The 23,499-nt window shown below is 74.2% G+C and carries 16 protein-coding genes; 12 read left to right on the forward strand and 4 right to left on the reverse strand.

The window, feature by feature from the left end; genetic code table 11:
- Positions 1–5: 5 nt before the first annotated feature.
- Positions 6–791: a restriction endonuclease gene (locus ABT026_RS14875; protein ID WP_351114747.1), complete on the reverse strand. Its 786-nt coding sequence runs from the start codon at positions 789–791 to the stop codon at positions 6–8.
- A gap of 183 nt (positions 792–974) precedes the next feature.
- Between ABT026_RS14875 and ABT026_RS14880 the strand changes: the two genes are divergently transcribed.
- The 3 genes from ABT026_RS14880 (at position 975) to ABT026_RS14890 (ending at position 4,479) form a co-directional block, all read left to right on the forward strand.
- Entirely contained in the window at positions 975–1,370 is a 396-nt protein-coding gene (locus ABT026_RS14880) for a DUF6281 family protein (RefSeq protein WP_351114749.1), read from the forward strand.
- Between the two features lie 170 nt (positions 1,371–1,540).
- The gene (locus tag ABT026_RS14885) at positions 1,541–3,625 is read left to right on the forward strand and encodes an MMPL family transporter (protein ID WP_351114750.1); all 2,085 of its coding nucleotides are present in this window, start codon (positions 1,541–1,543) and stop codon (positions 3,623–3,625) included.
- Between the two features lie 44 nt (positions 3,626–3,669).
- Positions 3,670–4,479: a GNAT family N-acetyltransferase gene (locus ABT026_RS14890; RefSeq protein WP_351114752.1), complete on the forward strand. Its 810-nt coding sequence runs from the start codon at positions 3,670–3,672 to the stop codon at positions 4,477–4,479.
- Positions 4,480–4,494: 15 nt separating this feature from the next.
- Here the strand turns inward: ABT026_RS14890 and ABT026_RS14895 are convergent, their stop codons facing one another.
- Positions 4,495–6,036 carry a vWA domain-containing protein gene (locus tag ABT026_RS14895; RefSeq protein WP_351114753.1) on the reverse strand — a complete coding sequence of 514 codons (1,542 nt, stop codon included), beginning with the start codon at positions 6,034–6,036 and terminating at the stop codon, positions 4,495–4,497.
- A gap of 269 nt (positions 6,037–6,305) precedes the next feature.
- Complete coding sequence (locus ABT026_RS14900) at positions 6,306–7,652, reverse strand: glycoside hydrolase family 18 protein (protein WP_351114754.1); 1,347 nt, start codon at positions 7,650–7,652, stop codon at positions 6,306–6,308.
- Between the two features lie 543 nt (positions 7,653–8,195).
- Between ABT026_RS14900 and ABT026_RS14905 the strand changes: the two genes are divergently transcribed.
- From ABT026_RS14905 to ABT026_RS14935, 7 genes are all read left to right on the forward strand, one after another.
- Entirely contained in the window at positions 8,196–9,761 is a 1,566-nt protein-coding gene (locus ABT026_RS14905) for a S8 family peptidase (protein ID WP_351114755.1), read from the forward strand.
- 201 nt (positions 9,762–9,962) lie between these two features.
- Complete coding sequence (locus ABT026_RS14910; RefSeq protein ID WP_351114756.1) at positions 9,963–11,459, forward strand: DUF4190 domain-containing protein; 1,497 nt, start codon at positions 9,963–9,965, stop codon at positions 11,457–11,459.
- Positions 11,460–11,782: 323 nt separating this feature from the next.
- Positions 11,783–12,535, forward strand: a complete 753-nt coding sequence (locus ABT026_RS14915; protein WP_351114758.1) for a GntR family transcriptional regulator — start codon at positions 11,783–11,785, stop codon at positions 12,533–12,535.
- Between the two features lie 251 nt (positions 12,536–12,786).
- Entirely contained in the window at positions 12,787–12,999 is a 213-nt protein-coding gene (locus ABT026_RS14920; protein ID WP_351114760.1) for an SPOR domain-containing protein, read from the forward strand.
- A gap of 24 nt (positions 13,000–13,023) precedes the next feature.
- A complete protein-coding gene (locus tag ABT026_RS14925; protein ID WP_351114761.1) occupies positions 13,024–13,431 on the forward strand; it encodes a (deoxy)nucleoside triphosphate pyrophosphohydrolase in 408 nt (135 codons plus the stop codon).
- A gap of 62 nt (positions 13,432–13,493) precedes the next feature.
- On the forward strand, positions 13,494–13,964 hold the full coding sequence (locus tag ABT026_RS14930) for an ATP-binding protein (protein ID WP_351114762.1): 471 nt from the start codon (positions 13,494–13,496) through the stop codon (positions 13,962–13,964).
- 188 nt (positions 13,965–14,152) lie between these two features.
- Positions 14,153–16,738, forward strand: coding sequence for a SpoIIE family protein phosphatase (locus tag ABT026_RS14935; RefSeq protein WP_351114763.1), 2,586 nt, complete (start codon positions 14,153–14,155; stop codon positions 16,736–16,738).
- A 45-nt stretch (positions 16,739–16,783) separates the two neighbouring features.
- Here ABT026_RS14935 and ABT026_RS14940 read toward each other — a convergent pair whose 3' ends face one another.
- The gene (locus ABT026_RS14940; protein ID WP_351114765.1) at positions 16,784–18,565 is read right to left on the reverse strand and encodes a hypothetical protein; all 1,782 of its coding nucleotides are present in this window, start codon (positions 18,563–18,565) and stop codon (positions 16,784–16,786) included.
- Between the two features lie 356 nt (positions 18,566–18,921).
- Here ABT026_RS14940 and ABT026_RS14945 point away from each other — a divergent pair, with 356 nt between their 5' ends.
- Positions 18,922–21,207, forward strand: coding sequence for an ABC transporter family substrate-binding protein (locus ABT026_RS14945; protein WP_351114872.1), 2,286 nt, complete (start codon positions 18,922–18,924; stop codon positions 21,205–21,207).
- A 338-nt stretch (positions 21,208–21,545) separates the two neighbouring features.
- Complete coding sequence (gene typA, locus ABT026_RS14950; RefSeq protein ID WP_351114766.1) at positions 21,546–23,453, forward strand: translational GTPase TypA; 1,908 nt, start codon at positions 21,546–21,548, stop codon at positions 23,451–23,453.
- Positions 23,454–23,499 lie beyond the last annotated feature (46 nt).

Consider the following 23,499-nt stretch of genomic DNA (forward strand, 5'->3'; position numbering starts at 1 on the left):
GCCGGTCAGGCGGGGGCGGGTGCGCCCCAGGGCGGGAGTGCGGCGCCCAGCGTCCAGGCGAGCAGCGCCTCACGGTCCAGGCAGAGGATGCCGCACTGCTCGGCGTACTCCAGTGCGGGGGCGGTGAAGTCGCTGGTGGTGACGAGGGCGGCGACGTGCGCGTCGTGGACGGTGAAGCAGGTGCCGCCGAAGCGCTGGAGGTCCTGGGAGCCGACCTTGTTGGTGGTGCTGTAGCGCTTGCACTGCACCACCACCCGGCGGCCGTCCGGCGCGACGGCGAGGACGTCCGCCCCCAGGTCGCCCGCGCCGCCCACCACCTCGACGCCGGTGCAGCCGTCCCGCTCGCACAACGCGGCCACCGCCTGCTCGAACTCGTCGGCGTCCATGGCGTCGTAGTCGGGCAGCGGAGGCAGCGCGACCGTCGGCTCGGGAGCGGAGGCGGGCAGGTCGGAGGCGGCCGGGTCGGTGGCGGGCGCCGGCTCGGTCTCCAGCTCGTCCATCGCCGTCTCGGTGGCGAGGTCGAGCGCGTCGGCGGTGGTGCGGGCCAGCTGGGCGACCGAGCGGCGGCGCCGCCGCCGTCGCCGCACGGCCAGGAGGACGAAGACCGCCAGCAGCGCCAGCACGGCGATCCACCCGGGTCGGCGGCCGATCGCCCCCGCGGCGACCCGGGCCACCAGCCCCAGCATCAGCACCAGCACCGCGAGCAGGCCGAACTGCATCGCCGTCGAGTGCAGGTCGAAGCGGCGACGGCGGCCCGTCGCCGGTATCCGCTCACCGGGTGTGGTGGTCATGCCGTCCTCCCCCTCGCCGTCGCCCGACGGGCAGCCGTCCGGCCGCCGTCGACGGCCGTCTACCCAGGTGACGGCGTTTCACCGAACGCGTGTTCACGGGGTCGTTCGGGGCGGTGAACGAGGAGGCGGTCCGCCGCGTCGAGGTTCCGTGGGGCCGGGCGGCCTCCGGAGAGGCGGAAGCTCATGAGGCGGAGAACGCGCACGGCCCGGGCCGCGGCGGTGACGGCGGCGGTCATGGCGGTCGTGGTGGTCGCGTGCGGCGCGCAGGAGGAGGCGGCGGAGGGCCTGGCGGCCGACTGCCCCCTGCGGGCCGAGTACGACGGGCGGACGTACCACGACGGTGTGACCCTGGAGGACTTCACCGTCGGGGAGAGGCTCGGCTTCGCCGTCGTCCCGCGCTGCGACGACACCGGTCGCGTCGGGGAGGAGCCGAGGGAGACCCCAGGGCAGGCGACCGGCGCGTACCGGATCGAGGGCATCGACCCGGCCGAGGCGCTCGCGGTGGGCCCGGACCGGGAGAGCGCCGTCCTGGTGGTCTCGGAGGGCACGGACCCGGCCGAACTGGCCCCCGGGCCCTGACGGCCAGCCCACCACACCGGCGGCCCTGACGGCGGACCTCCGCACCGGCGGGAGTGGAAGGCGCGACCCGCTCGCGGGGGATGGGGCGCGCCAGCCGGGGCACCGGGCACTCGGAACCGTAGGCTCCGCACAGGCGGCAAGACCTGACGGTGCAGCGGAGGAGACAGCCCATGCAAGCATCCCGCCGGTGGCAAAGGCTCGTTCCCGTCCTGCTCGTGGTGGCCGTCTGGCTGCTGGCCGGAGGCGTCCTCGGTCCGTACGCCGGGAAGCTCAGCGGCGTCGCCACCAACGACCAGGCCGCGTTCCTGCCCGAGAGCGCGGAGTCGACCAAGGTCGCCGAGCTCCAGCGGAAGTTCGAGCGCGACGAGACGGTGCCCGCCATCCTCGTCTGGGTGGCCGAGGAAGGACGCGTCACCGCGGCCCAGCGCCAGGCCGCCGGAGAGGCGCTCGCCGAGGCCGCCAGGACACCCGGCGTGAAGACCGACACCCCCGGCGCCGGGCAGCTGATCCCCTCCGAGGACGGACGGGCTTTGTCCGCCGTGCTGCCCCTGGAGTCCGCCGACGAGGACGAGTCCCAGGCCGCCGTCGACTCCATCCGCTCCGACGCGGCCCGGGTCGACGGCATGAACGCCTACGTCACCGGCCCGGCCGCCACCCGCGCCGACCTCTCCGAGGCCTTCGCGGGGATCGACGGCATCCTGCTCCTGGTGGCGCTGTGCGTGGTGCTGCTCATCCTGCTGGTCGTCTACCGGAGCGTCCTGCTGCCGCTGGTCGTCATCATCACGTCGGTGTTCGCGCTCTCCCTCGCCAGCGCCGTCGTCTACGCGCTGGCCCGGCGGGACGTGCTCTCCGTCGACGGTCAGGTGCAGGGCATCCTCTTCATCCTGGTGATCGGCGCGGCCACCGACTACGCCCTGCTGCTCACCGCCCGGTTCCGCGAGGAACTCACCCTGGGCCACGAGAAGTACGCCGCGATGCGCACCGCCCTGCGACAGACCGCCGGCGCGGTCACCGCGAGCGGTCTCACGGTCGCCCTCGGCCTGCTGGCCCTGATGGTCAGCGACCTGTCCAACAACCGCGCGCTCGGCCCGGTCGGCGCGATCGGCGTGGTCTGCGCGATGGCCGCCGCACTCACCTTCCTGCCCGCCGTCCTGGTGCTGCTGGGCAACGCCGCCTACTGGCCCACCCGTCCCGCCTCGGCCAAGGCGAAGGACCGCCGCGAACACGGCCTGTGGCACCGCGTCGCCGACCTGGTGGACCGCCGGCCGCGCCGGATCTGGATCACCGCACTGATCGGCCTCGCCGCCTGCGCCGCCTTCTCCCCCCTGCTCAACGCCAAGGGGACCCCGCTCGACGAGATCTTCGTCAACGACGCCCCCTCCGTGACCGGGCAGCAGGCGCTGGGGCGGCACTTCCCGGCCGGTTCCGGCAACCCCGCGGTGATCGTCGCGCGGGCCGACCGGGTCGAGGAGGTCACCCGGGCGGCCGCCGCGACCGAGGGCGTCAGCCGCGCCGTGCCGGTCTCCGCGGAGGGCCCCGGGCGCGGGAAGCCGCTGGTGGTCGACGGTGAGGTGCGGATCGACGCCACGCTGGAGGCGGCCGCGGACAGCGACGCCGCCAAGTCGACCGTTCCCCGCCTGCGCGACGCCGTGCACGCGGTGCCGGGCGCCGACGCGCTGGTCGGCGGGTACACCGCCCAGCAGTACGACACCCAGGCCACCGCCGCGCGGGACCGCGCGCTGATCGTGCCGGTGGTGCTGGCGATCATCCTGGTGATCCTCGTGGTGCTGCTGCGGGGCCTGCTCCTGCCCGTCCTGCTGGTGCTCACGGTGGGCCTCAACTACCTGGCCACCCTCGGCGTGACCGCGCTGCTCTTCCGCTTCGGCTTCGGCTTCACCGGCACCGACGCCTCGGTGCCGCTGTACGGGTTCGTGTTCCTGGTGGCGCTGGGCGTCGACTACAACATCTTCCTGATGACCCGGGTCCGCGAGGAGACCCTGCGGCACGGCACCCGGGAGGGCATCCGCACCGGGCTCGCCGCCACCGGCGGGGTGATCACCTCGGCGGGCGTGGTGCTGGCCGCCACCTTCGCGGCGCTCACCGTCATCCCGCTGGCCTTCATGGCGTTCATCGCCTTCATCGTCGCGTTCGGCGTGCTGCTGGACACGCTGGTGGTGCGCTCGCTGCTGGTGCCGTCGCTCGCGCGGGACCTCGGGGCACGGGTGTGGTGGCCCAACCGGTCGATGCGGCCCTGATATTCGGTTGCCCCCGGGAGGGCGGGGCCGCAGAGTTCGCCCCCATGGACCATGCCACCGCCCTCCTGCGGGCCTACGACACCCAGCTGCGCACCGACGCGGAGACCTCCAGCGCCCTCGCCGTGACCCGGCTGGGCCCGCTCCACCTCGCCCGCTACGAGGGCGGCCGCGGCTTCGTCACCTACCAGGACCTCGGCCGCCCCGACGCCGCCGAGGTGCGCCGGCTGGTCGCCGGGGCGGTGGACCACTTCCGGGCGGACCCCTCGGTGGTCCGCGCGGAGTGGAAGACCCGCGGCCACGACCACGCGCCCGGCCTCCACGAGACGCTGCTGGAGCACGGGTTCGTCCCCGAGGACCCCGAGTCGGTGATGGTCGGCGACGCCCACGCGCTCGCCGTCGAGGTCCCCCTGCCGCCGGGCGTGACGCTGCGGCAGATCACCCGGGAGGCGGACGTCCGCGCCATGTGCCGCATGCAGGCCGAGGTGTTCGGCCACGCCGACGACGGCGGCGCCCGCGACGCCGACGAGCAGCTGCGGCGGCTGGCCGCGGGCGAGGACCTGGAACTGTGGGTCGCCGAGACGGAGGACGGCCGGGTGGTGAGCGCCGGACGGCTCGAGCCGGTGGACGGCACCGAGTTCGCCGGGATCTGGGGCGGCTGCACCCGCAAGGAGTGGCGCGGCCGGGGCGTCTACCGGGCCCTCACGGCCGCGCGGGCCCGGTCCGCGATCACCCGCGGCAAGCGGCTGGTGCACAGCGACTCCACCGAGTACAGCCGCCCCATCCTCGAACGCTACGGCTTCCTCCGGGTCACCACGACGACGCCGTACGAGTGGTCCCGCGGCCCGGGGGAGTGACCGGGCCGCGGGGCGTCACTCCCCGCCGCGGAGGGCGACCGCCTGGTGGAGTGCCTCGGCGAGTTCCCGCACCTGCGGGTCCTCCGTGCGCTCCGCCAGCGCGTCCGCGTGGTCCGCGAGGCTCGACAGCTTCGGCGTCGCGGGGCCGAACCCGCTCTCCCGCAGCGCCGCCGCGAAGTGCGCGGCCACCGCCGTGACCTGGAACCGCGCCGACGCCTCACGCACCGAGGCGCGCAGCGCTTGGGTCCCCAGCGACCGCGAGGTCTCCCGGGCCTCCTTCGTCTCCGGGTCCAGCCACCGCACCGTCGCGGTGGCCAGGCGCCCCGACCCGCCCTCCTTCAGCCGCACCGCGTACAGCGCGGTGACCGTGTGCCCGGGGCCGACCTCGCCCCCGTCGACCCGGTCGTCGCGGAAGTCCTCGTCGGCCACCCGCCGGTTCTCGTAACCGATCAGCCGGTGCTCGGCCACCGTCCGGGGGTCGAAGGCCACCTGTGCCTTGGCGTCCCGCGCCACCAGGTCCACGTTGCGGGGCAGGTCCTCGGAGAAGACCCGCTCCGCCTCCTCGGTGGAGGAGACGTAGACGGTGTGGCCGTCGCCCCGGTTGGTGAGCCGCTCCATCAGGTCGTCCCCGTACTCGCTGCCCACGCCCACGCCGAAGAGGGTGATCCCGTGGTCGGCGCGGGCGTGCGCCACCTCCCGGAGAATCGCGTCGGCGTCCGTCTCCCCCGCGTTGGCCAGGGCGTCCGACATCAGCACCACCCGGTTGGTGGCGCCGTCGCGCAGCCCGTCCAGCGCCGCGGTGTACCCGGCGCGCACACCCACGGCCAGGTTGGTGGAGGACAGCGCCTCCAGCCGGTCGACGGCGTCGCGGACCTCGCCGCGGTGACCGCCGACACGGGTCATCGGCAGGACGGTCTCGGCCTCGTCGCTGAAGGCGACCAGCGCGACGGAGTCCTCGTCACGCAGCCGGCCGGCCATCGTGCGCAGACCCTCCTGGACCAGGTCGAGCCGGCCCTCGTCGGCCATCGAGCCGGAGACGTCCACGACGAAGGTGAGCGCGGCCGGCTTCCGGTCACCGTCACCGGCGCCCGGTTCGGGCCGGGTGGCCAGCCCTACCCGCATCAGCGCCCAGCCCGCCTCCCCGGCCCGCGCCCCGTCCAGGCTCACCGAGAAGCCGTCGCCCTTCGGCCTGCGGTAGTCCTGCCGGAAGCTGTTGACGAACTCCTCCGCCCGCACCGTCGACGGCTCGGGCAGCCGCCCGTCGGCCAGCGCACGGCGGGCGTAGCCGTAGGACGCGGTGTCCACGTCCAGCGCGAACGTGGACAGATGGTCGCCGCCCCGGTCGTCCTCGCCCCGCGAGGGCGCGGCCGAGGGGGCGGGCGCGCCCTCCTGGGCTGCGGACCTGTCCTGTGCCGTACCGCTCCCGTCGCTCGCCGAGCAGCCGGTGAGCAGCAGCCCCGCGGCCGCCGCCCCCGCGAGCAGGGCGCGCAGCCGGCGCGGTCCGGCCGTCGCGGTGACGGTTCCTGTTGCTGTTCCTGTCGCGTGCGGGATGCTCATCTCCCGTTCCCCCCTGGGATGTCGGCGTCCTCGGACGCCTGCGGAGTGCCCTTGCGCCACTGTGACGCGGGGGAGCGGCGGAACGTGCGGCACGGCCGGTTGCGCTTCGGTATCGGAGCGGACACGGTGTGCCGCGCCCGTGACCGGACCGTGAGCGGGGGGAGACGTTCCGCCCGGCCGACCGGCGCGAGCGGGGAGACACAGCCGCCCGCGCCCGCCCCGGCAGGCGGGTGCGGACGCGGGCGGCCCTCGGCGGTGCGCCGTGGGGGTCAGCCGTTCAGGCCCCTGTCCAAGGCCTTGATCAGCTCTCCGTCCGGGGTGTCCCCGTCGAGCGACCAGATCATCGCCCCGCCGAGTCCGCGGGCCTTCACGTACGCGGCCTTGCGGGCCAGCACCTGCGGATCGTCGTAGGTCCACAGCGTGGTGCCGTCGAAGATCCAGGCGTGGCCGCCCGCCCGGTCCCGGTGGACGGTGAAGCCGCCCGAGCCGGCCAGCGCCTTGAGCTCCTCGTAGTCGGCGTACCCGTTCGCCCACAGCGCGGGCGCCGGGCCCGCGGCCGGCTGCCCGAGGCCGTCGCCGCCGCCGCTCACGCCGGTCCAGCCCTGGCCGTAGAAGGGGACGCCCACCACGAGCTTGCGCAGCGGGGCGCCGCGCTCGCGCCAGGCCTCCACCGTGCCGTGGACGCTGTAGTCGCCGGCCGCGAACAGTGCGGACTGCTGGGCGGTGACCGGCTCTCCGCTGACGTGGAAGTCGTAGCCCTGCAGGGTCACGAAGTCCAGGTCCCGCATGATCCTCGGGACGTCGAAGCCGGCGTCGATCTTGGCCTCGGCGGTGGGCACGAACGCGGACAGCTCGTAGTGCTTGTCCTGCCGCCGGCCGAGCGCGTCGAGCTGCCGGCGGAACTCCGCGACCAGCTTGGTGAAGTTCCTGCGGTCCTCCGGACGGAAGACGGTGTCGGTGTCGCCGGAGGAGCCGGGCCACTCCCAGTCGAGGTCGATGCCGTCGAAGACGCCGGCCGCCGAGCCCGGGCCGCCGCGGCCGCTGTCCGCGGGCAGGTCGCCCTTCAGGTACAGGTCGACGCAGGAGGAGACGAAGCGCTTGCGGGAGGCCTCGGTGCGGGCCGCGTCGGAGAAGTGGGTCGACCAGGACCAGCCGCCCAGCGAGATCATCACCTTGAGGCCCGGGTGCTTCTCCTTGAGCTTCTTCAGCTGAAGGAAGTTGCCCGCCAGCGGCTGGTCCCAGGTGTCGGCCACGCCGTCCACCGAGTCCGCGGCGGCCAGCGGCCGCACGTAGTCCGCCCAGGCGTCGGCCTCGCCGGGGATGTTGCCCATCAGGCACTCGCCCTGCGGACTCACGTTGCCGAACGCGTAGTTGAGGTGGGTCAGCCGCTCGGCCGTACCGCTGAGATCGACGTCCTGGACCTGGTAGTCACGGCCGTAGACGCCCCACTGGGTGAAGTAACCCACCTGTCGCGGGGTGTGGTGCGAGCGGGACGAGGCGGTGGTGGAGGGCGCGTCGCCGGGAGCGGCGGACGAGGCCGGGGCGAGCCCGACGACCAGTGCGAGCGCGGGAGCGACAACTCCCGCTGCGGAGAAGAGTCTTCGAGGCAGACGCATGCGCGGAAGCTATTGGTCTGGACCATGTGGGTCAAGGGCGCGGGGGCGAATGGGAATGGCGGAAAGGGGAGTTGGGTGTTCCGGGGCGGGCGGACGAGCGGTGCGAGGGTGACTCTGTGTGCCGGGCGGCTGCCGGGCCGGGGTGCGGGCGCCGGTGTCCCGGGAGCGGCCTGCCGGGACGCCGGGGGAGGGGTCCGTTCCAGGTCAGGCCCATGGCGGGACATGCCGGACGCGAGACGGTGCGTTCCCCGCGGAGAGGGGTGTGACCCTCGTCTCGTTTACCGAGCGTGTGTGTGCCGTTTGGTGGTGTTGTGTCGTTCCGCTATGTGAAACCGTTGTTACAGCCGTGCGAAAGTGGGCGGGCGGCGCCCGCGGGGCCCTTGTGCAATCCGCGTAGACCCTTCAATCTTTCGGCTTGGCGACAGAGAAATCACCGAGGTCGATCCGACCGTGATTGGCATGTACCTGTCGGCCATGCGTGCCCCCGGGGCGGACCCGACCGGTCCTCCCGACACCGCTCCCCCAAGCAGGAGGAACCCTCGGATGGCAGTCATGCGGAGCTCCCGTAGCAGAATGCTCGCCGGCGCCGGCGCCCTGGTCGCGGCCGCCCTCACCGGCAGCCTGGTCACCGCGCTTCCCGCCCAGGCGGCCGGAGCCACCGGCACGATCGCCTACGCGAACGCGGACAACGCGGTCAAGGGCAGCTACATCGTCACGCTGAAGGCGGACACCAAGGCCGGCTCGGCCAAGGGCAAGGACGTCGCCAAGAAGCACGGCGCCCAGGTCGAGAAGACCTTCCGCAAGGCGGTCAACGGCTACACGATCGAGGCCACCGAGGCCGAGGCCGCCAAGCTGGCCGCCGACCCGGCCGTCGCGCTGGTCGAGCAGAACCGCACCTTCACCACCCAGACGACGCAGACCAACCCCACCTGGGGCCTGGACCGCATCGACCAGACGGCGCTGCCGCTGAACAGCTCGTACACCTACGACGACACGGCCGGCGCCGGCGTCACGGCGTACGTCATCGACACCGGCGTGCGCATCTCGCACACCGACTTCGGCGGCCGTGCCCGCAACGGTTACGACGCGGTCGACGGCGACAGCGTCGCCCAGGACGGCAACGGCCACGGCACCCACGTCGCCGGCACCATCGCGGGCTCCACCTACGGCGTGGCCAAGAAGGCGAACATCGTCGGCGTCCGCGTGCTGGACAACAGCGGCTCGGGCACCACGGCGGGCGTGATCGACGGCGTCGACTGGGTCGCCGCCAACGCGGTCAAGCCGGCCGTCGCCAACATGTCCCTGGGCGGCGGCGCGTCCACCACCCTGGACACCGCGGTGCGCAACGCCATCGCCTCCGGCGTGACCTTCGCGGTCGCCGCGGGCAACGAGTCCGTCACCGCGACCGGTTCGCCGGCCCGCGTGACCGAGGCCATCACCGTCGGCGCCACCACCAACACCGACGCGCGCGCCAGCTACTCCAACTACGGCTCGGCCCTGGACATCTTCGCCCCCGGCTCGTCCATCACGTCGACCTGGAACACCGGCGACTCGGCGACCAACACCATCTCCGGCACCTCGATGGCCACCCCGCACGTCGCGGGCGCCGCGGCGCTGTACCTGGCCGACAACACCTCGGCCTCGCCGGCGACCGTCGCCTCGGCCCTGGTGGCGGGCTCGGTCTCCGGCAAGGTCACGAGCCCGGGCACCGGTTCGCCCAACCGCCTGCTGTACGTGGGCGCGGGCGGCACCACGCCGCCGGCCGGCAAGTCGTTCAGCAACGCCACGGACTACACGATCGGCGACAACAAGACCGTCGAGTCCTCGATCACCGTCAGCGGTGTCACCGGCAACGCGCCGGCCACCCTGCAGGTGCCGGTCAACATCGTCCACACCTACATCGGTGACCTCCAGGTCCAGCTGATCGCCCCCGACGGCTCGGCCTACACGCTGAAGGCGTACGGCACCGGCACCTCCACGGACAACATCAACACCACCTACACGGTGAACGCCTCCTCCGAGGTGGCCAACGGCACGTGGAAGCTGCGCGTCAGCGACAACGCCGCGGGCGACACCGGCTACATCAACAGCTGGGGCCTGACCTTCTGAGGCCGACCCCTCCTGTCGCGTCCCACCGCCCCGCCCCCGTCACGCCCGTCGTGACGGGGGCGGGGCCTTCGGGGTGTCAGGAGCTGGTGGTCTCCCGGTCGGTGGGGAAAGACCGTTCGATTAGCATGCGCTCCTCACCCCCGCGGACCCCGGCACCCACGCCGACGCGACACCGCACCCCCGCACGAGGAGCACCGCCCAGTGGCCACCGAACCGCCCACCCCGCCGCAGCCCGGCAGTCCCGACCCCGACGGTTCGGACGCCCCTCGCCCGACGCCCCCGGTGTCCTTCACCAAGCCCTCGTCCGACCCGTCCGACCGGCCCGCGCCGTCCGACGTCGCGCCGACGGACGCGATACCGGCGGACGCCCCGCCAGCCGCGCCCTCCCTGACCGGGCGGCCCGAGCCGTCCGTGCCCGCCGCGCCCGCGGATGCCGTGCCGCCCGCGCCGCCCGTGCCGCCCGCGCCGGCGGGAACTCCCGCGGCGCGGGACGTGTGGGCGCCGCCGGAGCCCGGGAGCGTGCCGGCGGCCCCCGGCGCCTACCCCCCGCCGCCCGGCAGCGGATTCGGACCCCCCGTTCCGCCCGGCCCGCAGGGCGCGGGGCCGTACCCGTACGGCATGCCGCCCGCGCCGTTCGGCCAGTTCGCCCCGGAGAAGCCGTCCTTCAACGGACTGGCCGTCACCGCCCTGGTGCTCGGCCTCCTGTGCTGCGTGCCGCTGGTCGGCGCGATCCTCGGCGTGATCGCCCTCCTCCAGATCAAGAAGAACGGACAGCGCGGCAAGGGGCTGGCGGTCGCCGGCATCGCGCTCTCCACGGTCGGTGCGCTCCTGACCGTCCTCTTCTTCACGGCCGGCCCCTGGGACGAGTTCAAGGAGGGGTTCAAGGAGGGCGCCCGCGACGCCAACGCCACCGCGTCCCTCCAGCCTTCCGACTGTTTCGACGAGCCGGGCGCGCCGGACGCCGTCACCGGCGAGGAGACCTACGTCGTCGAGGAGATCGTCGAGGTGCCCTGCGACGTGCCCCACCAGGCTGAGGTCTATGCGCGCCTCGACCTTCCCGGCGGCTCCTACCCCGGCGAGACCGGCGTCATCGACCAGGCCGACCGGCGCTGCGTCGAGCACCTCTACCGGTTCCCCATGGACGCCTGGGAGCTCGCCCAGGAAGCCACCTACTCGTACTACTACCCGACGAAGGTCAACTGGTCCTTCGGCGACCGCACCGTCATCTGCTTCCTCGCCTCGGAGGCGGGCGAGCTGACCGGGTCGCTGCGCAAGGACGTGACCGTCCTCGATGCCGATCAGCTCGCCTACCTGAAGCCGGTCGCGGGCCTCGACGGCGCACTGGCGGGCGCCCCGTTCGCCGGCGTGGACGAGGACCTGGCGGCCCACCAGGAGTGGGCGGGCGAGGTCGCCGGCGAACTCTCGACCGTCTCCGAGGCGTTGCGGTCCTACGACTGGGAGCCCGAGGCTGCCCCGCTCGCCGCGCGGCTCGCCGACGAACTCGACGAGGCCGGCGCCCTGTGGGAGAAGCTGCCCGACACGAAGGACGGCGACGAGTTCCGCACCGGGTGGGGCGAGGCCCTCTTCGCGCTCACCGACGGCACCGGCGGCGCCGAGGACCTGCGGGAGGCGCTGGACCTGAGCACCGACCGCCCGGACTCCGGCTCGAACCCCGTCGCCCCGGGCGGCGCCCTCTAGAACCGCACCCCCCGTCCGCCCCCGCCGGGTCCCCCCGCGGCGGGGGCGACGTCATGTGGCCGGTTTCGCTCCGTGAGGTGAGCGGCCCCGGCGCACGGGCGTCCGCCCCCGGCACGCGGGCGCGCCGGGGGTGCCGGAGCGCGCCGGGTCACGCCGTGGGGGGCGGACTGAACGGGGCCCGCGCTGGGCAGGAATTGCCCGTCCAGAGCCTGGTCAACCGTGGTTCATCACATCGAGTGAAACGCTGGCCCTTGCTTGCGTGCAGATACCCACGGTTGCCACGCTGTGGCTGCCTGTACAGCCCGAGCGAAGCGGAGCGGCCAGTGACATTCGGTGAGCAGCCGGCGTATCTGCGCGTCGCGGGTGATCTCCGGAAGAAGATCGTCGACGGCTCGCTCGCGCCGCACACCCGGCTCCCCTCGCAGGCCCGGATCCGCGAGGAGTACGGGGTCTCCGACACGGTCGCCCTGGAGGCCCGCAAGGTGCTGATGGCCGAAGGGCTGGTCGAGGGCCGTTCCGGCTCCGGCACCTACGTGCGTGAGCGCCCGGTACCGCGCCCGGTCGCCCGCTCCGGTTACCGCCCGGCGGGCGGCGCCAACCCGTTCCGTCAGGAGCAGGCCGACGAGAAGTCCCGCGGCACCTGGGAGTCCCGCAGCGAGCAGGCCGAGGCCGAGCCGGAGATCGCCGAGCGGCTGCGTATCGAGCCCGGGGACCGCGTGATGCGCACCCGCTACGTGTTCCGCGAGAACGGGGAGCCGATGATGCTCTCCACCTCCTTCGAGCCCCTCGAGGTCACCGGGCGGACCCCCGTGATGCTGCCGGAGGAGGGGCCGCTCGGCGGGATGGGCGTGGTCGAGCGGATGGCCGGGATCGACGTGGTGGTCGACAACGTCACCGAGGAGGTGTCGGCCCGCCCCGGGCTGGCCGAGGAACTGCTGGAACTGGGCGGCGTGCCCGGCCACGTGGTGCTGGTGATCCGCAGGACGTTCTTCGCCTCCGGGCGGCCGGTCGAGACCGCGGACGTGGTGGTTCCGGCCGACCGGTACCGGGTCTCCTACCACCTTCCGGTGCGGTAACTCCCTTACCGGCCGCGGTGGGCGGCCTGTCGCGGGCGTCGGATTTCGGACGACCTGATGGCCTGTGGGCTGTTCCGCGGCACGGGAGCGTGAAGGTCAGGCGTACGCCGGAGGGGGGCGTGCGCCCCCTCGTTATGGCCGGTTGCCTGCCTCTTTGGCCGAAGTCGTGTTCGCTGCGTGAAGGTTGGGCGTACGCTCGGGCATATGCGTACAGCGGTTTCATCGGCGAGGCCGGCAATCGGAGAGGCGCGATGAGCGACGGCACGATCACCCTTCCCTGGCAGGTCATCCGCCAGGACGACAACGGCAACCGCTACCGGGTGGGCCAGTACGCCACGCGCGCCGAGGCCCAGAAGATCGCCGACAACCTCGACTCGCGCGGGCACAAGCAGCTGTACTGGGTCGAGCGGATCGGCGGGACCGCGGGTCCGGCCGGCTTCCCCGGCCCGTCCGGCGCCGCCTGAGCCGCGCCCCTTATGCTCCGACGCATGACGGTCGATGTCACCGTGGTCGGAGCGGCCCTCTTCGACGAGGGCAGGCTGCTGGCCGCGCGCCGCAGTGCGCCGCCCGAGCTGGCGGGCCGTTGGGAGCTGCCCGGCGGCAAGGTGGAGAAGGGCGAGACGCCCGAGCAGGCGCTGGTGCGCGAGCTGCGCGAGGAGCTGGGTGTCGAGGCGCGGACCGTCGGGCGGGTGCCCGGCGAGTGGCCGCTGCGCGAGCCCTACGTCCTGCGGGTCTGGACGGCCCTCCTGGAACCGGGATCCCCGGCCCCCGAACCGCTGCAGGACCACGACGCGCTGCGCTGGCTGTCCCCCGGGGAGATCTGGGACGTCGACTGGCTGGACCAGGACGTGCCGGCCGTGCGTGAGGCGCTGGAGCACCGTCCCCCCACCTGCTGAGCATTCCCGAACATCCCCGTGGATCTCACGGTAATCACCCTCCTGTCCGGGTATGGGCCTTTATGTCATCGATCGTCCGGCGGGCGGTCGGGCTCCTGCGGGGAGAGGTGGTCGAGGTGCTCGACGCACGGGAGACGCACCGCGCCGACTGGACCTTTCCGTCGTCACCCCGCGCGGTGCCCGCCGCCCGGTCGGCGGTCGTGGAGCGGCTGGAGGAGTGGGGCCTGGAGGGCGTGCGGGACACCGCGGCCCTGCTCGTCACCGAACTGATCACCAATTCCGTCCGGCACGGACGGGGCGGACCTGTCGACCTGGCGATCCTCGGCCCGGGTCCCGGCGGGGGCGGCCAGGGGACCGTGCGGATCGAGGTCCGCGACGAGGATCCCCTTCCGCCACGGCCGCGGGAGGAGGTGCGGCCCGAGGACGAGAGCGGACGCGGACTGCTGCTGCTCACCTCCTTCGCCAGGGCGTGGGGTGTGCATCCAGGACCCCGGGGGAAGACGGTGTGGTTCGAGCTGGCGGTGCCCGGGTGAGGGTCCCGCGCCGGTCGCGGCTCGAGATCTCTCAGGCCACTCGACGTGCTGGCGGTTCGGGCGGGATATGGGTGGTTAGGAGACCGGGGGAGTGAAGGACGGTGTCGCACGGCGGCGCGGTGCTGGATACTGCGGGCAGCCGCCCGAGGTGACCGGCCCGGGTGGGTGTGCTGGAGGGGACGGTTCGCGTGGGCGGGATACCACCGAGGGGCCCGGGAGAAGAGGCCCCGGAGGTCGACGGGGTGTGGCAGAGCGGGCCGCCCGGATCTCTGAGCGACGCGCTGGGCATCGCCACGTTCTCACTCGGCCCGGACGGGCTGGTCGACCAGTGGAGCGCCCGCGCCGAGAGCCTGCTCGGCGTGCCGGCCCGGCTCGCCGTCGGACGCGATCCGGTGGAGACCTTCGTACGGCCCGAGCTGCGCGGCGGCGTCCGCCGCAAGATGGCCGAGATACTCGACGGCCGTGAATGGACCGGCGTCGTCCCCTACCTCCGGCCCGCCGAGGGCGGCGACGGCACGGCGGACCGCCCGGGCCACGCAGCCGCAGGCCGGACCGAGGCCCTGGCCGAGATCCACGTGATGCCGACCCGCAACGCCGAGGGGGAACGCGCCGCGCTCTGTCTCGTGATCGACGTCCGCACGCTCCAGGGACTCGAGGCCGACCTGGCCGCCTCCCAGGCGATATTCGGACAGTCCCCGTTCGGCTTCCTGCTGATCGACACCGACCTGCGGATCCAGCGCGCCAACCAGCGCTTCGCCTCGGTCTTCGGAGGCCGCCCCGAGGACCACCTCGGCCACGGCGTCCACGACTACCTGGCGCCCCCGGAGGCCGAACGCGTCGCCACCGCGCTGCGCCAGGTCCTGGAGACCGGTCACTCGGTCACCGACATGCACGTCACCGGCAGCGTCGGCGACGGCGCGGAGCCCCGCGACTGGTCGATCAACCTCTACCGCGTGCACGCCGGCAGCGGCCGCCCGATCGGCGTGGCCTGGCTCGGCATCGACGTCACCGCCCGCAAGGAGGCCGCCCGCGAGGCCGCCGCGGCCCGCCGCAACCTGCAACTGCTCAACGAGGCAGGCGCCCGCATCGGCAACAGCCTCGACCTGCAGACCACCGCGCGCGAGCTGCTGGACGTCGTCGTCCCGCACTTCTGCGACCTGGCCACCGTCGACCTCTACGAGGCGCTCCTCGTGGGCGACGAGGCCGCCCCCGGCCTCGCCGACGGCAGCGCCGCGCTGCGCCGCGTCGGCTTCTCCAGCGCCGTCGCCGACCTGGCCTTCCCCGCCGACGACGCGCCCCACGAGGTCGGCACGGTGCACCACTACCCGTTCAACTCGCCCTGCGCGGACGCGCTGCGCACCGCCGAGCCGCGGCTGGTGCCGCCCACCGGGGGCCACCGCAGGACCCTCTCCACGCTGGCCGTGCCGATGGTCGCCCACGACACCGTGGTCGGCCTGGTGAAGTTCGCCCGGGTCACCGGCAGCGAGCCCTTCGGCGAGCGGGACCGGGCGCTGGCCGCCCAGCTGGCCTCGCGGGCCGCCGTCTGCATCGACAACGCGCGCCTGTACCGGCGCGAGCACCAGCGGGCCCTGATCATGCAGCGCTCCCTGCTGCCGCCCGGCGACCCGGAGGCGGCGGGCCTGGACATCGCCTGCCGCTACCTCCCCGGCAGCTCCACCGCCGAGGTGGGCGGCGACTGGTTCGACGTGATCGAGCTGCCCGGTCACCGCACCGCCCTGGTGGTGGGCGACGTGATGGGCCGCGGTCTGCGGGCCGCCGTCGCCATGGGCGAGCTGCGCACCGCCGTCCGCACCCTGGCCCTGCTCGACCTCAGCCCCGCCGAGGTGCTGGGCGCGCTCGACGAGATCGCCCGCGGCCTCGGCTCGCCGGGGCTGCCCGCGCAGAAGAGCGGCCGCACGGCGCGCCGGCCGGACGGCGCCGACCCGGCCGAGGTGTACCTCGCGACCTGCGTCTACGCCGTCTACGACTCGGTCACCCGGCGCTGCGTCTTCGCCAACGCCGGGCACCTGCCGCCGGTGGTCGTGGAACCGGGCGGCAACCCCGGGCGCATGCTGGAGGTGCCGCCCGGGATGCCGCTGGGCGTCGGGGGCGAACCGTTCGAGGAGGTCGAGGTCGAACTCCCCGACGGGGCGCTGCTGGCCCTCTACACCGACGGCCTGGTCGAGTCCCGCCACCAGCCGCTGGACGACGGGCTCGACGCGTTCGTCGCCGCGATCACCGACCCGACACGTCCGCTGGAGGAGGTCTGCGACCAGGTCCTGGGCGCGCTGGACACCCACCACGGCGAGGACGACATCGCGCTGCTGCTGGCCCGGATCCGCGGACTGCCGCGCGAGGCGGTGGGGGACTGGACCTTCCCCGCCGAGGCGCGCAGTGTCGGCCGGGCGCGCGACCACACGCGCGAGCAGCTGGCCTCGTGGGGCCTGGACGCGCTGGACGACACGGCCGAGCTGCTGGTCAGCGAGCTGGTCACCAACGCGCTGCGGTACGGCGAGGGCGACATACGGCTGCGGCTGCTGCTGGACCGGACGATGGTGTGCGAGGTGTGGGACGCGGGACTGGTGCAGCCGCGGCGGCGGCGGGCGCGGGACACGGACGAGGGCGGCCGGGGGCTCCAGCTGGTGCAGCTGCTGTCTGCGGCCTGGGGGTCACGCCGCACCCACCGGGGCAAGACCGTCTGGTTCGAGCTCGCCCTGCCCAAGGCCGGCGCCCCCGTCCCCGACCCCACCGCGGCCTTCCTCGACCTCTTCTGACCGCCGGGCCCCCGCCGGCCGCCCGGGCACGTCGCCCCCGCGCGTTCAGGGGGTGATGCCGCCCGGGTCGGCCTCCCGGGGGGCGGTGGCGGAGCCCCGGCGGCCACGGGTGACGGGGCCGCCGAAGGAGCCGGGCGGCCCCCCGTCCGCGCCGCCGCCCAGCAGCACACCCCCGAGCACCGCACCGCCGACGCCCCCGCCCTGCGGTCCGTACGCGTCCCGGTACGCCCGCACGTCCTCCTCCGCCAGCCTCCGCGCCTGCCGCGCCAGCCCGTCCGCGTCCCGCGCGTCCTCCGGCGCCCGCTCCTGCACCGCGCGGCCCAGCAGCCGGTGCGCCTCGGCCAGCCGCACCCGGGCCCGCACCCCCACCGCACCGCGGTGCGCCCCCACGTAGTCCTCGGCGGCCGCAGCGGAGCAGCGCGCCACCAGCACCGCCGCCGGGAACAGCGCGTCGTCCTCCCCGGGCGGCACCGCCTCCGGCAGCGGCACCGCCGTGGTCGCCGTCCGCACCACGCGCCGCAGCACGTCCAGCGGGTCGCACGCCCCCTGGTCGACCTCCGCGCGCAGCGCCGCCAGCGCTTCCTTGCCCACCCGGGCGAACGCCGCCTCGAAGGTCTGCGGAATCGCCTCGTCGGCCTCGGCCAGCTCCGCCGCCAGCCGGTCCACACCGTTCACCAGCGCGCCGACCTGCGAGATCGCCCCCTCCGCGGCACGCAGGTGCATCGCGGCGGCGACCGGGTCGCCCAGGTCGCCGGTCTGCCGTGACCGGTTGAGCCGGCTGGTCGCGAAGACCAGCCGCTCCTTGGCCAGCTCCATCTGGCCCGACACCGTCATCACCGCGGACGGCGCGTACCGTGCCCCGATCGCCGCCAGGTTGGTCTCGCTCGCGCCGACCCGTCCGGTCAGCGCGCGGAACCGCTGCTCCGCCACGGTCAGCGCCTCGGGGATGCCGGTCCCGTCCTCCAGGGCGCGCAGCCGGTCGAACTCCTCGGACTCCTCGTCCAGCCGCCGCCCCACCGCACGGCACCGCTCCAGCACGTCGTGGAGCACGGCGATCCGCCCGGGGCCGGGCGGCGTGCCCTCGGCGGGCGGCTCGCCCGCGTCGTGGAGCAGGGCGAACACCGCGGCGACCTCGGTCTCGGCGCCGCGGACCGCGCGGGCGAAGCCCTGGACGGCGGCCGCCCCGAATCTCGCCTCGGCGAACCCCAGCTCCTCACGGCTGGTGTGCACGCAGTCGTCGGCCGCGACCAGCGCCGCCCCGGCCCGCGCCTCGAGCTCCGGGACCGGCACGTCGCCGCGACCGGTCCGGGCCCGCAGCCGGGTCAGCGCGCCGCCGCCCTGCACGGCGGGCTCGGGCGGCGCCCCGGCGACCGGCGCGGCGGGGGAGTCCGCCCCGGTGCGCACGGTCCGGGTCCGGGAGCGCCGGGTGCGGCGGACGTAGCCGTACCCGGCCAGTACGCCGACCGCGCCCCCGACCGCGACGGGCAGGGCCACGTCGGCCACCGACGCGGCGGCCCGCGCCGCGGCGGGGCTCCCGGCCGCTCGCGCGGTGGCACCGGCGCCCCGGTCCGCGGCGGGGCGGTGCGTCCGGTCGGCGACGGAACCTCGTGCCGACCCGGCCGGAGCTCCGGCGGATCCGCGGGCGCGGTCGGCGGCGGGATCCTCGACCCGCCCGTCGGCCGCCGCCGCGGCCACCGCGGCGGTCGCCGCGGCGGCGGGCGGGCTCCACGCCGGGGTGGTCAGGAGGAGAAGGAGGGCGGCGGCCCTGGCCGGCAGAGGGGTGCGCCGGTGGGGCCGGGTGCGGGGCGATGGTGACGGGGTGGGCATCACAGAGGGGAGCGTATGGCCGGGTGCGTCCGCTCGCGACCGGTATGCGTCTGAATCAGGCCATGTGCAGGTCGCGGAGTGATCGACAGCGGTCCGGTCCGCATCACCGCACCCCCCGCCCGCAACGGCCTCGGACCCTCCCCGTTCGGCCGCATGTTGCTCCCAACGGGTGGGATCCGCGGCGAACTGTCGCCGTGTCGGGGGACATGAGTGCGTGATGTCGCCTCTAGTGAGCCATAAATCTCATCGGTAAATCGGGAAAATCGACCGCAGGCCGCGTTGCCCGGACGTACGAGGAGCGGCTCGCCCCGGAGGCAGCAGTGACGTACCACCACCGTGTCGGACCGCGCGCCGTCATGCGCTCGGTCGTCTTTCTCACCGCGGGCCTGCTCGCGGTGACCACACTGTCCGGCTGCGGCTCCGGGGAGCGGTCGAGCGAGCCGCTGGCCGGCCCGGACATCGCGCCCGCCACCCGTGACCGGATCAAGGACGGCGGCACCCTCCGCTGGGCCGTCGACTCCGTCCCGCAGACCCTGAACACCTTCCAGTCCGACGCCGACGCCACCACCACCCGCGTCGCCCAAGCGGTGCTCCCCGCCATGTTCCGGCTGGACGCCCGGGGCCGCCCGCAGCGCGCCGCCGAGTTCCTGGAGTCGGCGGAGGTGGTGCGGACCGAGCCCAAGCAGGTGGTGCTCTACAAGCTCGACCGGGCGGCGGTCTGGAGCGACGGCAGGAAGCTCGGCGCGGCCGACTTCGCCGCCCAGTGGCAGGCGCTCTCCGGACGCAACAGCGCCTTCTGGACCGCCCACAACGCGGGCTACGACCGGATCGAACGGGTCCGGCGCGGCAAGACCGACCAGGAGGTCGAGGTCACCTTCGCCCGCCGCTACGCCGACTGGCGCTCGCTGTTCACCCCGCTGTACCCCAAGGACGTCATGGGCACCGCCGAGGCCTTCAACAACGGGGCCCGCAACGAGCTGCGGGTGACCGCCGGTCCCTTCGCCGTGAAGGAGGTCGACCGAAAGGGAGGCGACGTCACCCTGGAGCGGAACAGGCGGTGGTGGGGCGACGCCGCCAAGCTGGACCGGATCGAGCTGCGCGCGGTGCCGCGCGAGAAGCGGACGGCCGAGCTGGTCGCGGGCAGGCTGGACGTCGCCGAGGTGGACGCCGCCCAGGCCCGCCGGATCACCTCCGCGGCCCCCGGCCCCAAGGGCAGCCCCGCGCCCGGCGGGTCCGGCCGGCCGCTGATGGGCCCCGGCGCCGCGAAGGCGGCCGCGCCCCTGCTGCTGACCGGCGCGCCCGGGGCGGGCGCCGCCGGCACGGTGCGGGCCGCCGCGGCCACCCTGTCCTGGGCCGCCCTGCACGGCTCCGACGCCAAGGCCGCCGCGGCCGAGCGGACGGCGCGCGCGAAGCGGGCCCAGGCGGAGAAGAAATTCGCCGCCGAGCAGCAGGGACTGGCGCGGTACACGGTGCGCAAGTCCCTGGAGCCCGCCTACACCCAGCTCGCCCTCAACGGCTCCCAGGGCCCGCTCGCCGACGAGCGGGTGCGCCGCGCGGTGGCCAGGGCGCTGGACCGCGAGGAACTGGCGAAGACCGTGCTGGGACCGCTGGGGCTGCCCACCGATCCGGTCGGCAGCCACGTCGCGCTCGCCGGGCAGCCGTACTACGCCGACGGCAGCGGGGCCCTCGGCGGCCACGACACCGAGAAGGCGCTGTCGCTGCTGGCCGAGGCCGGCTGGAAGGCGGGCGGCCCGGTCAAGGAGCCGGCCGCCGGCGTGGCGGGTGCGGCGGGCAACGGGCCCGGCGGGAAGCCCGTGACCTCGCCGTCCCCCGGCGCCTCCCGCCCGGCGGGTACCGGCGACTCCACCGGCGCCCCCTCCGCCGCGGCCTCCGCCCCGGCGTCGTCCTCGTCGTCGTCGTCCGAGCCTTCCTCGGCGGCGGCCTCACCGTCCCCCTCGGTCGCCGAGGAGGACGACGGCGACGCGACCTACGTGGTCGGGGAGGACAACAAGCCCGCCCGGGACGCGCACGAGCAGCAGGGCGGCGGCATGCCCGGCGCCTACGCCCCCCGGGGCACCGCGGCGCCCGCCGGCGCGGAGACGGCGCAGCTCGCCAAGGACGGCCGCCCTCTCTCGCTGCGGTTCGTGCTGCCGTCGGGCCCGGGCTCGGAGTCGCTGCGGGCGGTCGGCGACCGCGTCCAGCAGATGCTGCGGCGGGTCGGCATCCGCACCGAGATCACCCGGGTGCCGGACGACGGCTACTTCAAGGACCACGTCGCGAACGGCCAGTACGACCTGGCGCTGTACTCCTGGCCGGTCTCGGCCTACCCGGCCACCGACGCCCGGCCGATCTTCGCCAAGCCGGTCCCGGCGGCCGACGGGTCGCTGGTCGTCGAGCAGAACTACACCCGGGTCGGCACGGACGAGGTGGACCAGCTCTTCGACCGGGCCGTCGCCGAGCTGGACGAGGAGGAGGGGCGCGAGCTGATGCGGCGGGCCGACGAGCGGATCTGGACGGCGGCCGGGTCGGTCCCGCTGTACCAGCGGCCGCAGCTGGTGGCCGTCGGTCGCACCGTCGCCAACGCCGGGGCGTTCGGGTTCGGCACCCCCGTCCACGAAGACATGGGTTTCCTGAAGAAGTGATCCCCGCCCGCACGCGGCCCCGCCCCCTCCCCGGGAGCGGGGCCGCTCCGGCACGGGCTGCCCACCGCCCCGGGCGTCGCAGGGACCGCCGACGGACGCCGCAGGGACCGCCGACGGGCGCCGCACGGGCCGCCGACGGGCGCCGCACGGGCCGGCGGGCGGCTCGGCGGGGCGGACAAATGGGCGATGAGCTGGGCAGACTCTCCCTGGGGCGGGAAAAGCCGCCGTACCCCCGTACGATGGGGTAAGGCCGTGGCGTGCAACAGCCCGGCAGAAGGCCCCGCGCCACCCACCGAGGCGTGCGTCGGCCACCTCACACTCCGGGAGATAGTCGCAATATGGCCACGCGCCACGACATCCGTAACGTCGCCATCGTCGCCCACGTCGACCACGGCAAGACGACCATCGTCGATGCCATGCTCAAGCAGGCCGGCGCCTTCGCCGCGCACCAGCTGGAGTCCGTCGACGACCGCGTCATGGACTCGAACGACCTGGAGCGTGAGAAGGGCATCACGATCCTCGCCAAGAACACGGCGGTGAAGTACCACCCCAAGGACGGCGGGGAGCCCATCACCATCAACATCATCGACACCCCCGGCCACGCCGACTTTGGCGGCGAGGTCGAGCGTGGTCTGTCGATGGTGGACGGCGTCGTCCTGCTGGTGGACGCCTCCGAGGGTCCGCTGCCGCAGACCCGCTTCGTGCTGCGCAAGGCGCTGATGGCGCGCAAGCCCGTCATCCTGTGCATCAACAAGACGGACCGCCCCGACGCCCGGATCGACGAGGTCGTCAACGAGACCTACGACCTGTTCCTCGACCTGGACGCCGACGAGGACCAGATCGAGTTCCCGATCGTCTACGCCTGCGGCCGTGACGGCGTCGCCTCGCTGACCAAGCCCGCCGACGGCACGGTCCCCGAGGACAGCACCAACCTGGAGCCGTTCTTCTCCACCATCCTGGAGCACATCCCGGCGCCGACGTACGACGAGGAGGCCCCGCTCCAGGCGCACGTCACCAACCTGGACGCCGACAACTTCCTCGGCCGCATCGCGCTGCTGCGCGTGATGAACGGCGAGCTGCGCAAGGGCCAGACCGTCGCCTGGATGAAGCGCGACGGCTCGGTGGCGAACGTCCGCATCAGCGAGCTGATGATGACCGAGGCGCTCACCCGCAAGCCGGCCGAGGTGGCCGGCCCCGGTGACATCTGCGCCGTCGCGGGCATCCCCGAGATCACCATCGGCGAGACGCTGGCCGACCCGGAGAACCCGGTCGCCCTGCCGCTGATCCAGGTGGACGAGCCGGCCATCTCCATGGTCATCGGCACCAACACCTCCCCGCTGGTCGGCCGCGGCGCCACCGGCAAGGGCGCCGACAACAAGGCGGCCGTCAAGGACCGCAAGGTCACCGCCCGCCAGGTCAAGGACCGCCTGGACCGCGAGCTCATCGGCAACGTCTCGCTCCGCGTCCTGGACACCGAGCGCCCCGACGCCTGGGAGGTGCAGGGCCGCGGCGAGCTGGCGCTGGCCATCCTGGTCGAGCAGATGCGCCGTGAGGGCTACGAGCTGACCGTCGGCAAGCCGCAGGTGGTCACCAAGGAGGTCGACGGCAAGGTCCACGAGCCCGTCGAGCGCCTGACCGTCGACGTGCCCGAGGAGCACATGGGCGCCGTCACCCAGCTCATGGGCGTCCGCAAGGGCCGCATGGACAACATGTCGAACCACGGCTCCGGCTGGGTGCGCCTGGAGTTCGTCGTGCCCTCCCGCGGTCTGATCGGCTTCCGCACGGAGTTCCTGACGCAGACCCGCGGCACCGGCATCGCCCACTCCATCCACGAGGGCCACGAGCCCTGGTTCGGCACGCTGACCACGCGCAACAACGGCTCGCTGGTCGCCGACCGCTCCGGCGCCGTCACCGCCTTCGCGATGACCAACCTCCAGGAGCGCGGCGTGCTCTTCGTGGAGCCGGGCACCGAGGTGTACGAGGGCATGATCGTCGGCGAGAACTCGCGCTCCGACGACATGGACGTCAACATCACCAAGGAGAAGAAGCTCACCAACATGCGGTCGGCCTCGGCCGACTCGTTCGAGGCGATCGTGCCGCCGCGCAAGCTGTCGCTGGAGCAGTCCCTGGAGTTCTGCCGCGACGACGAGTGCGTCGAGGTGACCCCGGAGGCCGTCCGCATCCGCAAGGCCGTCCTCGACCAGCGTGACCGCGCCCGCTCGGCCTCCCGCGCCAAGCACTCCTGACCCACCGCGCCGGCCGCCACGCGGCCGCGCACGGCCTGTTCCCGGA

The organism is Streptomyces sp. NPDC002734, assembly GCF_040295685.1.
GTDB lineage: Bacteria > Actinomycetota > Actinomycetes > Streptomycetales > Streptomycetaceae > Streptomyces.

What these genes read in the sequence shown, in the direction of transcription:
- ABT026_RS14875 (WP_351114747.1), bottom strand. Translation starts at nt 791, where the DNA reads ATGACCACCACACCCGGTGAGCGGATACCGGCGACGGGCCGCCGTCGC.
- ABT026_RS14880 (WP_351114749.1), top strand. Translation starts at nt 975, where the DNA reads ATGAGGCGGAGAACGCGCACGGCCCGGGCCGCGGCGGTGACGGCGGCG.
- ABT026_RS14885 (WP_351114750.1), top strand. Translation starts at nt 1,541, where the DNA reads ATGCAAGCATCCCGCCGGTGGCAAAGGCTCGTTCCCGTCCTGCTCGTG.
- ABT026_RS14890 (WP_351114752.1), top strand. Translation starts at nt 3,670, where the DNA reads ATGGACCATGCCACCGCCCTCCTGCGGGCCTACGACACCCAGCTGCGC.
- ABT026_RS14895 (WP_351114753.1), bottom strand. Translation starts at nt 6,036, where the DNA reads ATGAGCATCCCGCACGCGACAGGAACAGCAACAGGAACCGTCACCGCG.
- ABT026_RS14900 (WP_351114754.1), bottom strand. Translation starts at nt 7,652, where the DNA reads ATGCGTCTGCCTCGAAGACTCTTCTCCGCAGCGGGAGTTGTCGCTCCC.
- ABT026_RS14905 (WP_351114755.1), top strand. Translation starts at nt 8,196, where the DNA reads ATGGCAGTCATGCGGAGCTCCCGTAGCAGAATGCTCGCCGGCGCCGGC.
- ABT026_RS14920 (WP_351114760.1), top strand. Translation starts at nt 12,787, where the DNA reads ATGAGCGACGGCACGATCACCCTTCCCTGGCAGGTCATCCGCCAGGAC.
- ABT026_RS14925 (WP_351114761.1), top strand. Translation starts at nt 13,024, where the DNA reads ATGACGGTCGATGTCACCGTGGTCGGAGCGGCCCTCTTCGACGAGGGC.
- ABT026_RS14930 (WP_351114762.1), top strand. Translation starts at nt 13,494, where the DNA reads ATGTCATCGATCGTCCGGCGGGCGGTCGGGCTCCTGCGGGGAGAGGTG.
- ABT026_RS14940 (WP_351114765.1), bottom strand. Translation starts at nt 18,565, where the DNA reads ATGCCCACCCCGTCACCATCGCCCCGCACCCGGCCCCACCGGCGCACC.
- ABT026_RS14945 (WP_351114872.1), top strand. Translation starts at nt 18,922, where the DNA reads ATGCGCTCGGTCGTCTTTCTCACCGCGGGCCTGCTCGCGGTGACCACA.
- typA (WP_351114766.1), top strand. Translation starts at nt 21,546, where the DNA reads ATGGCCACGCGCCACGACATCCGTAACGTCGCCATCGTCGCCCACGTC.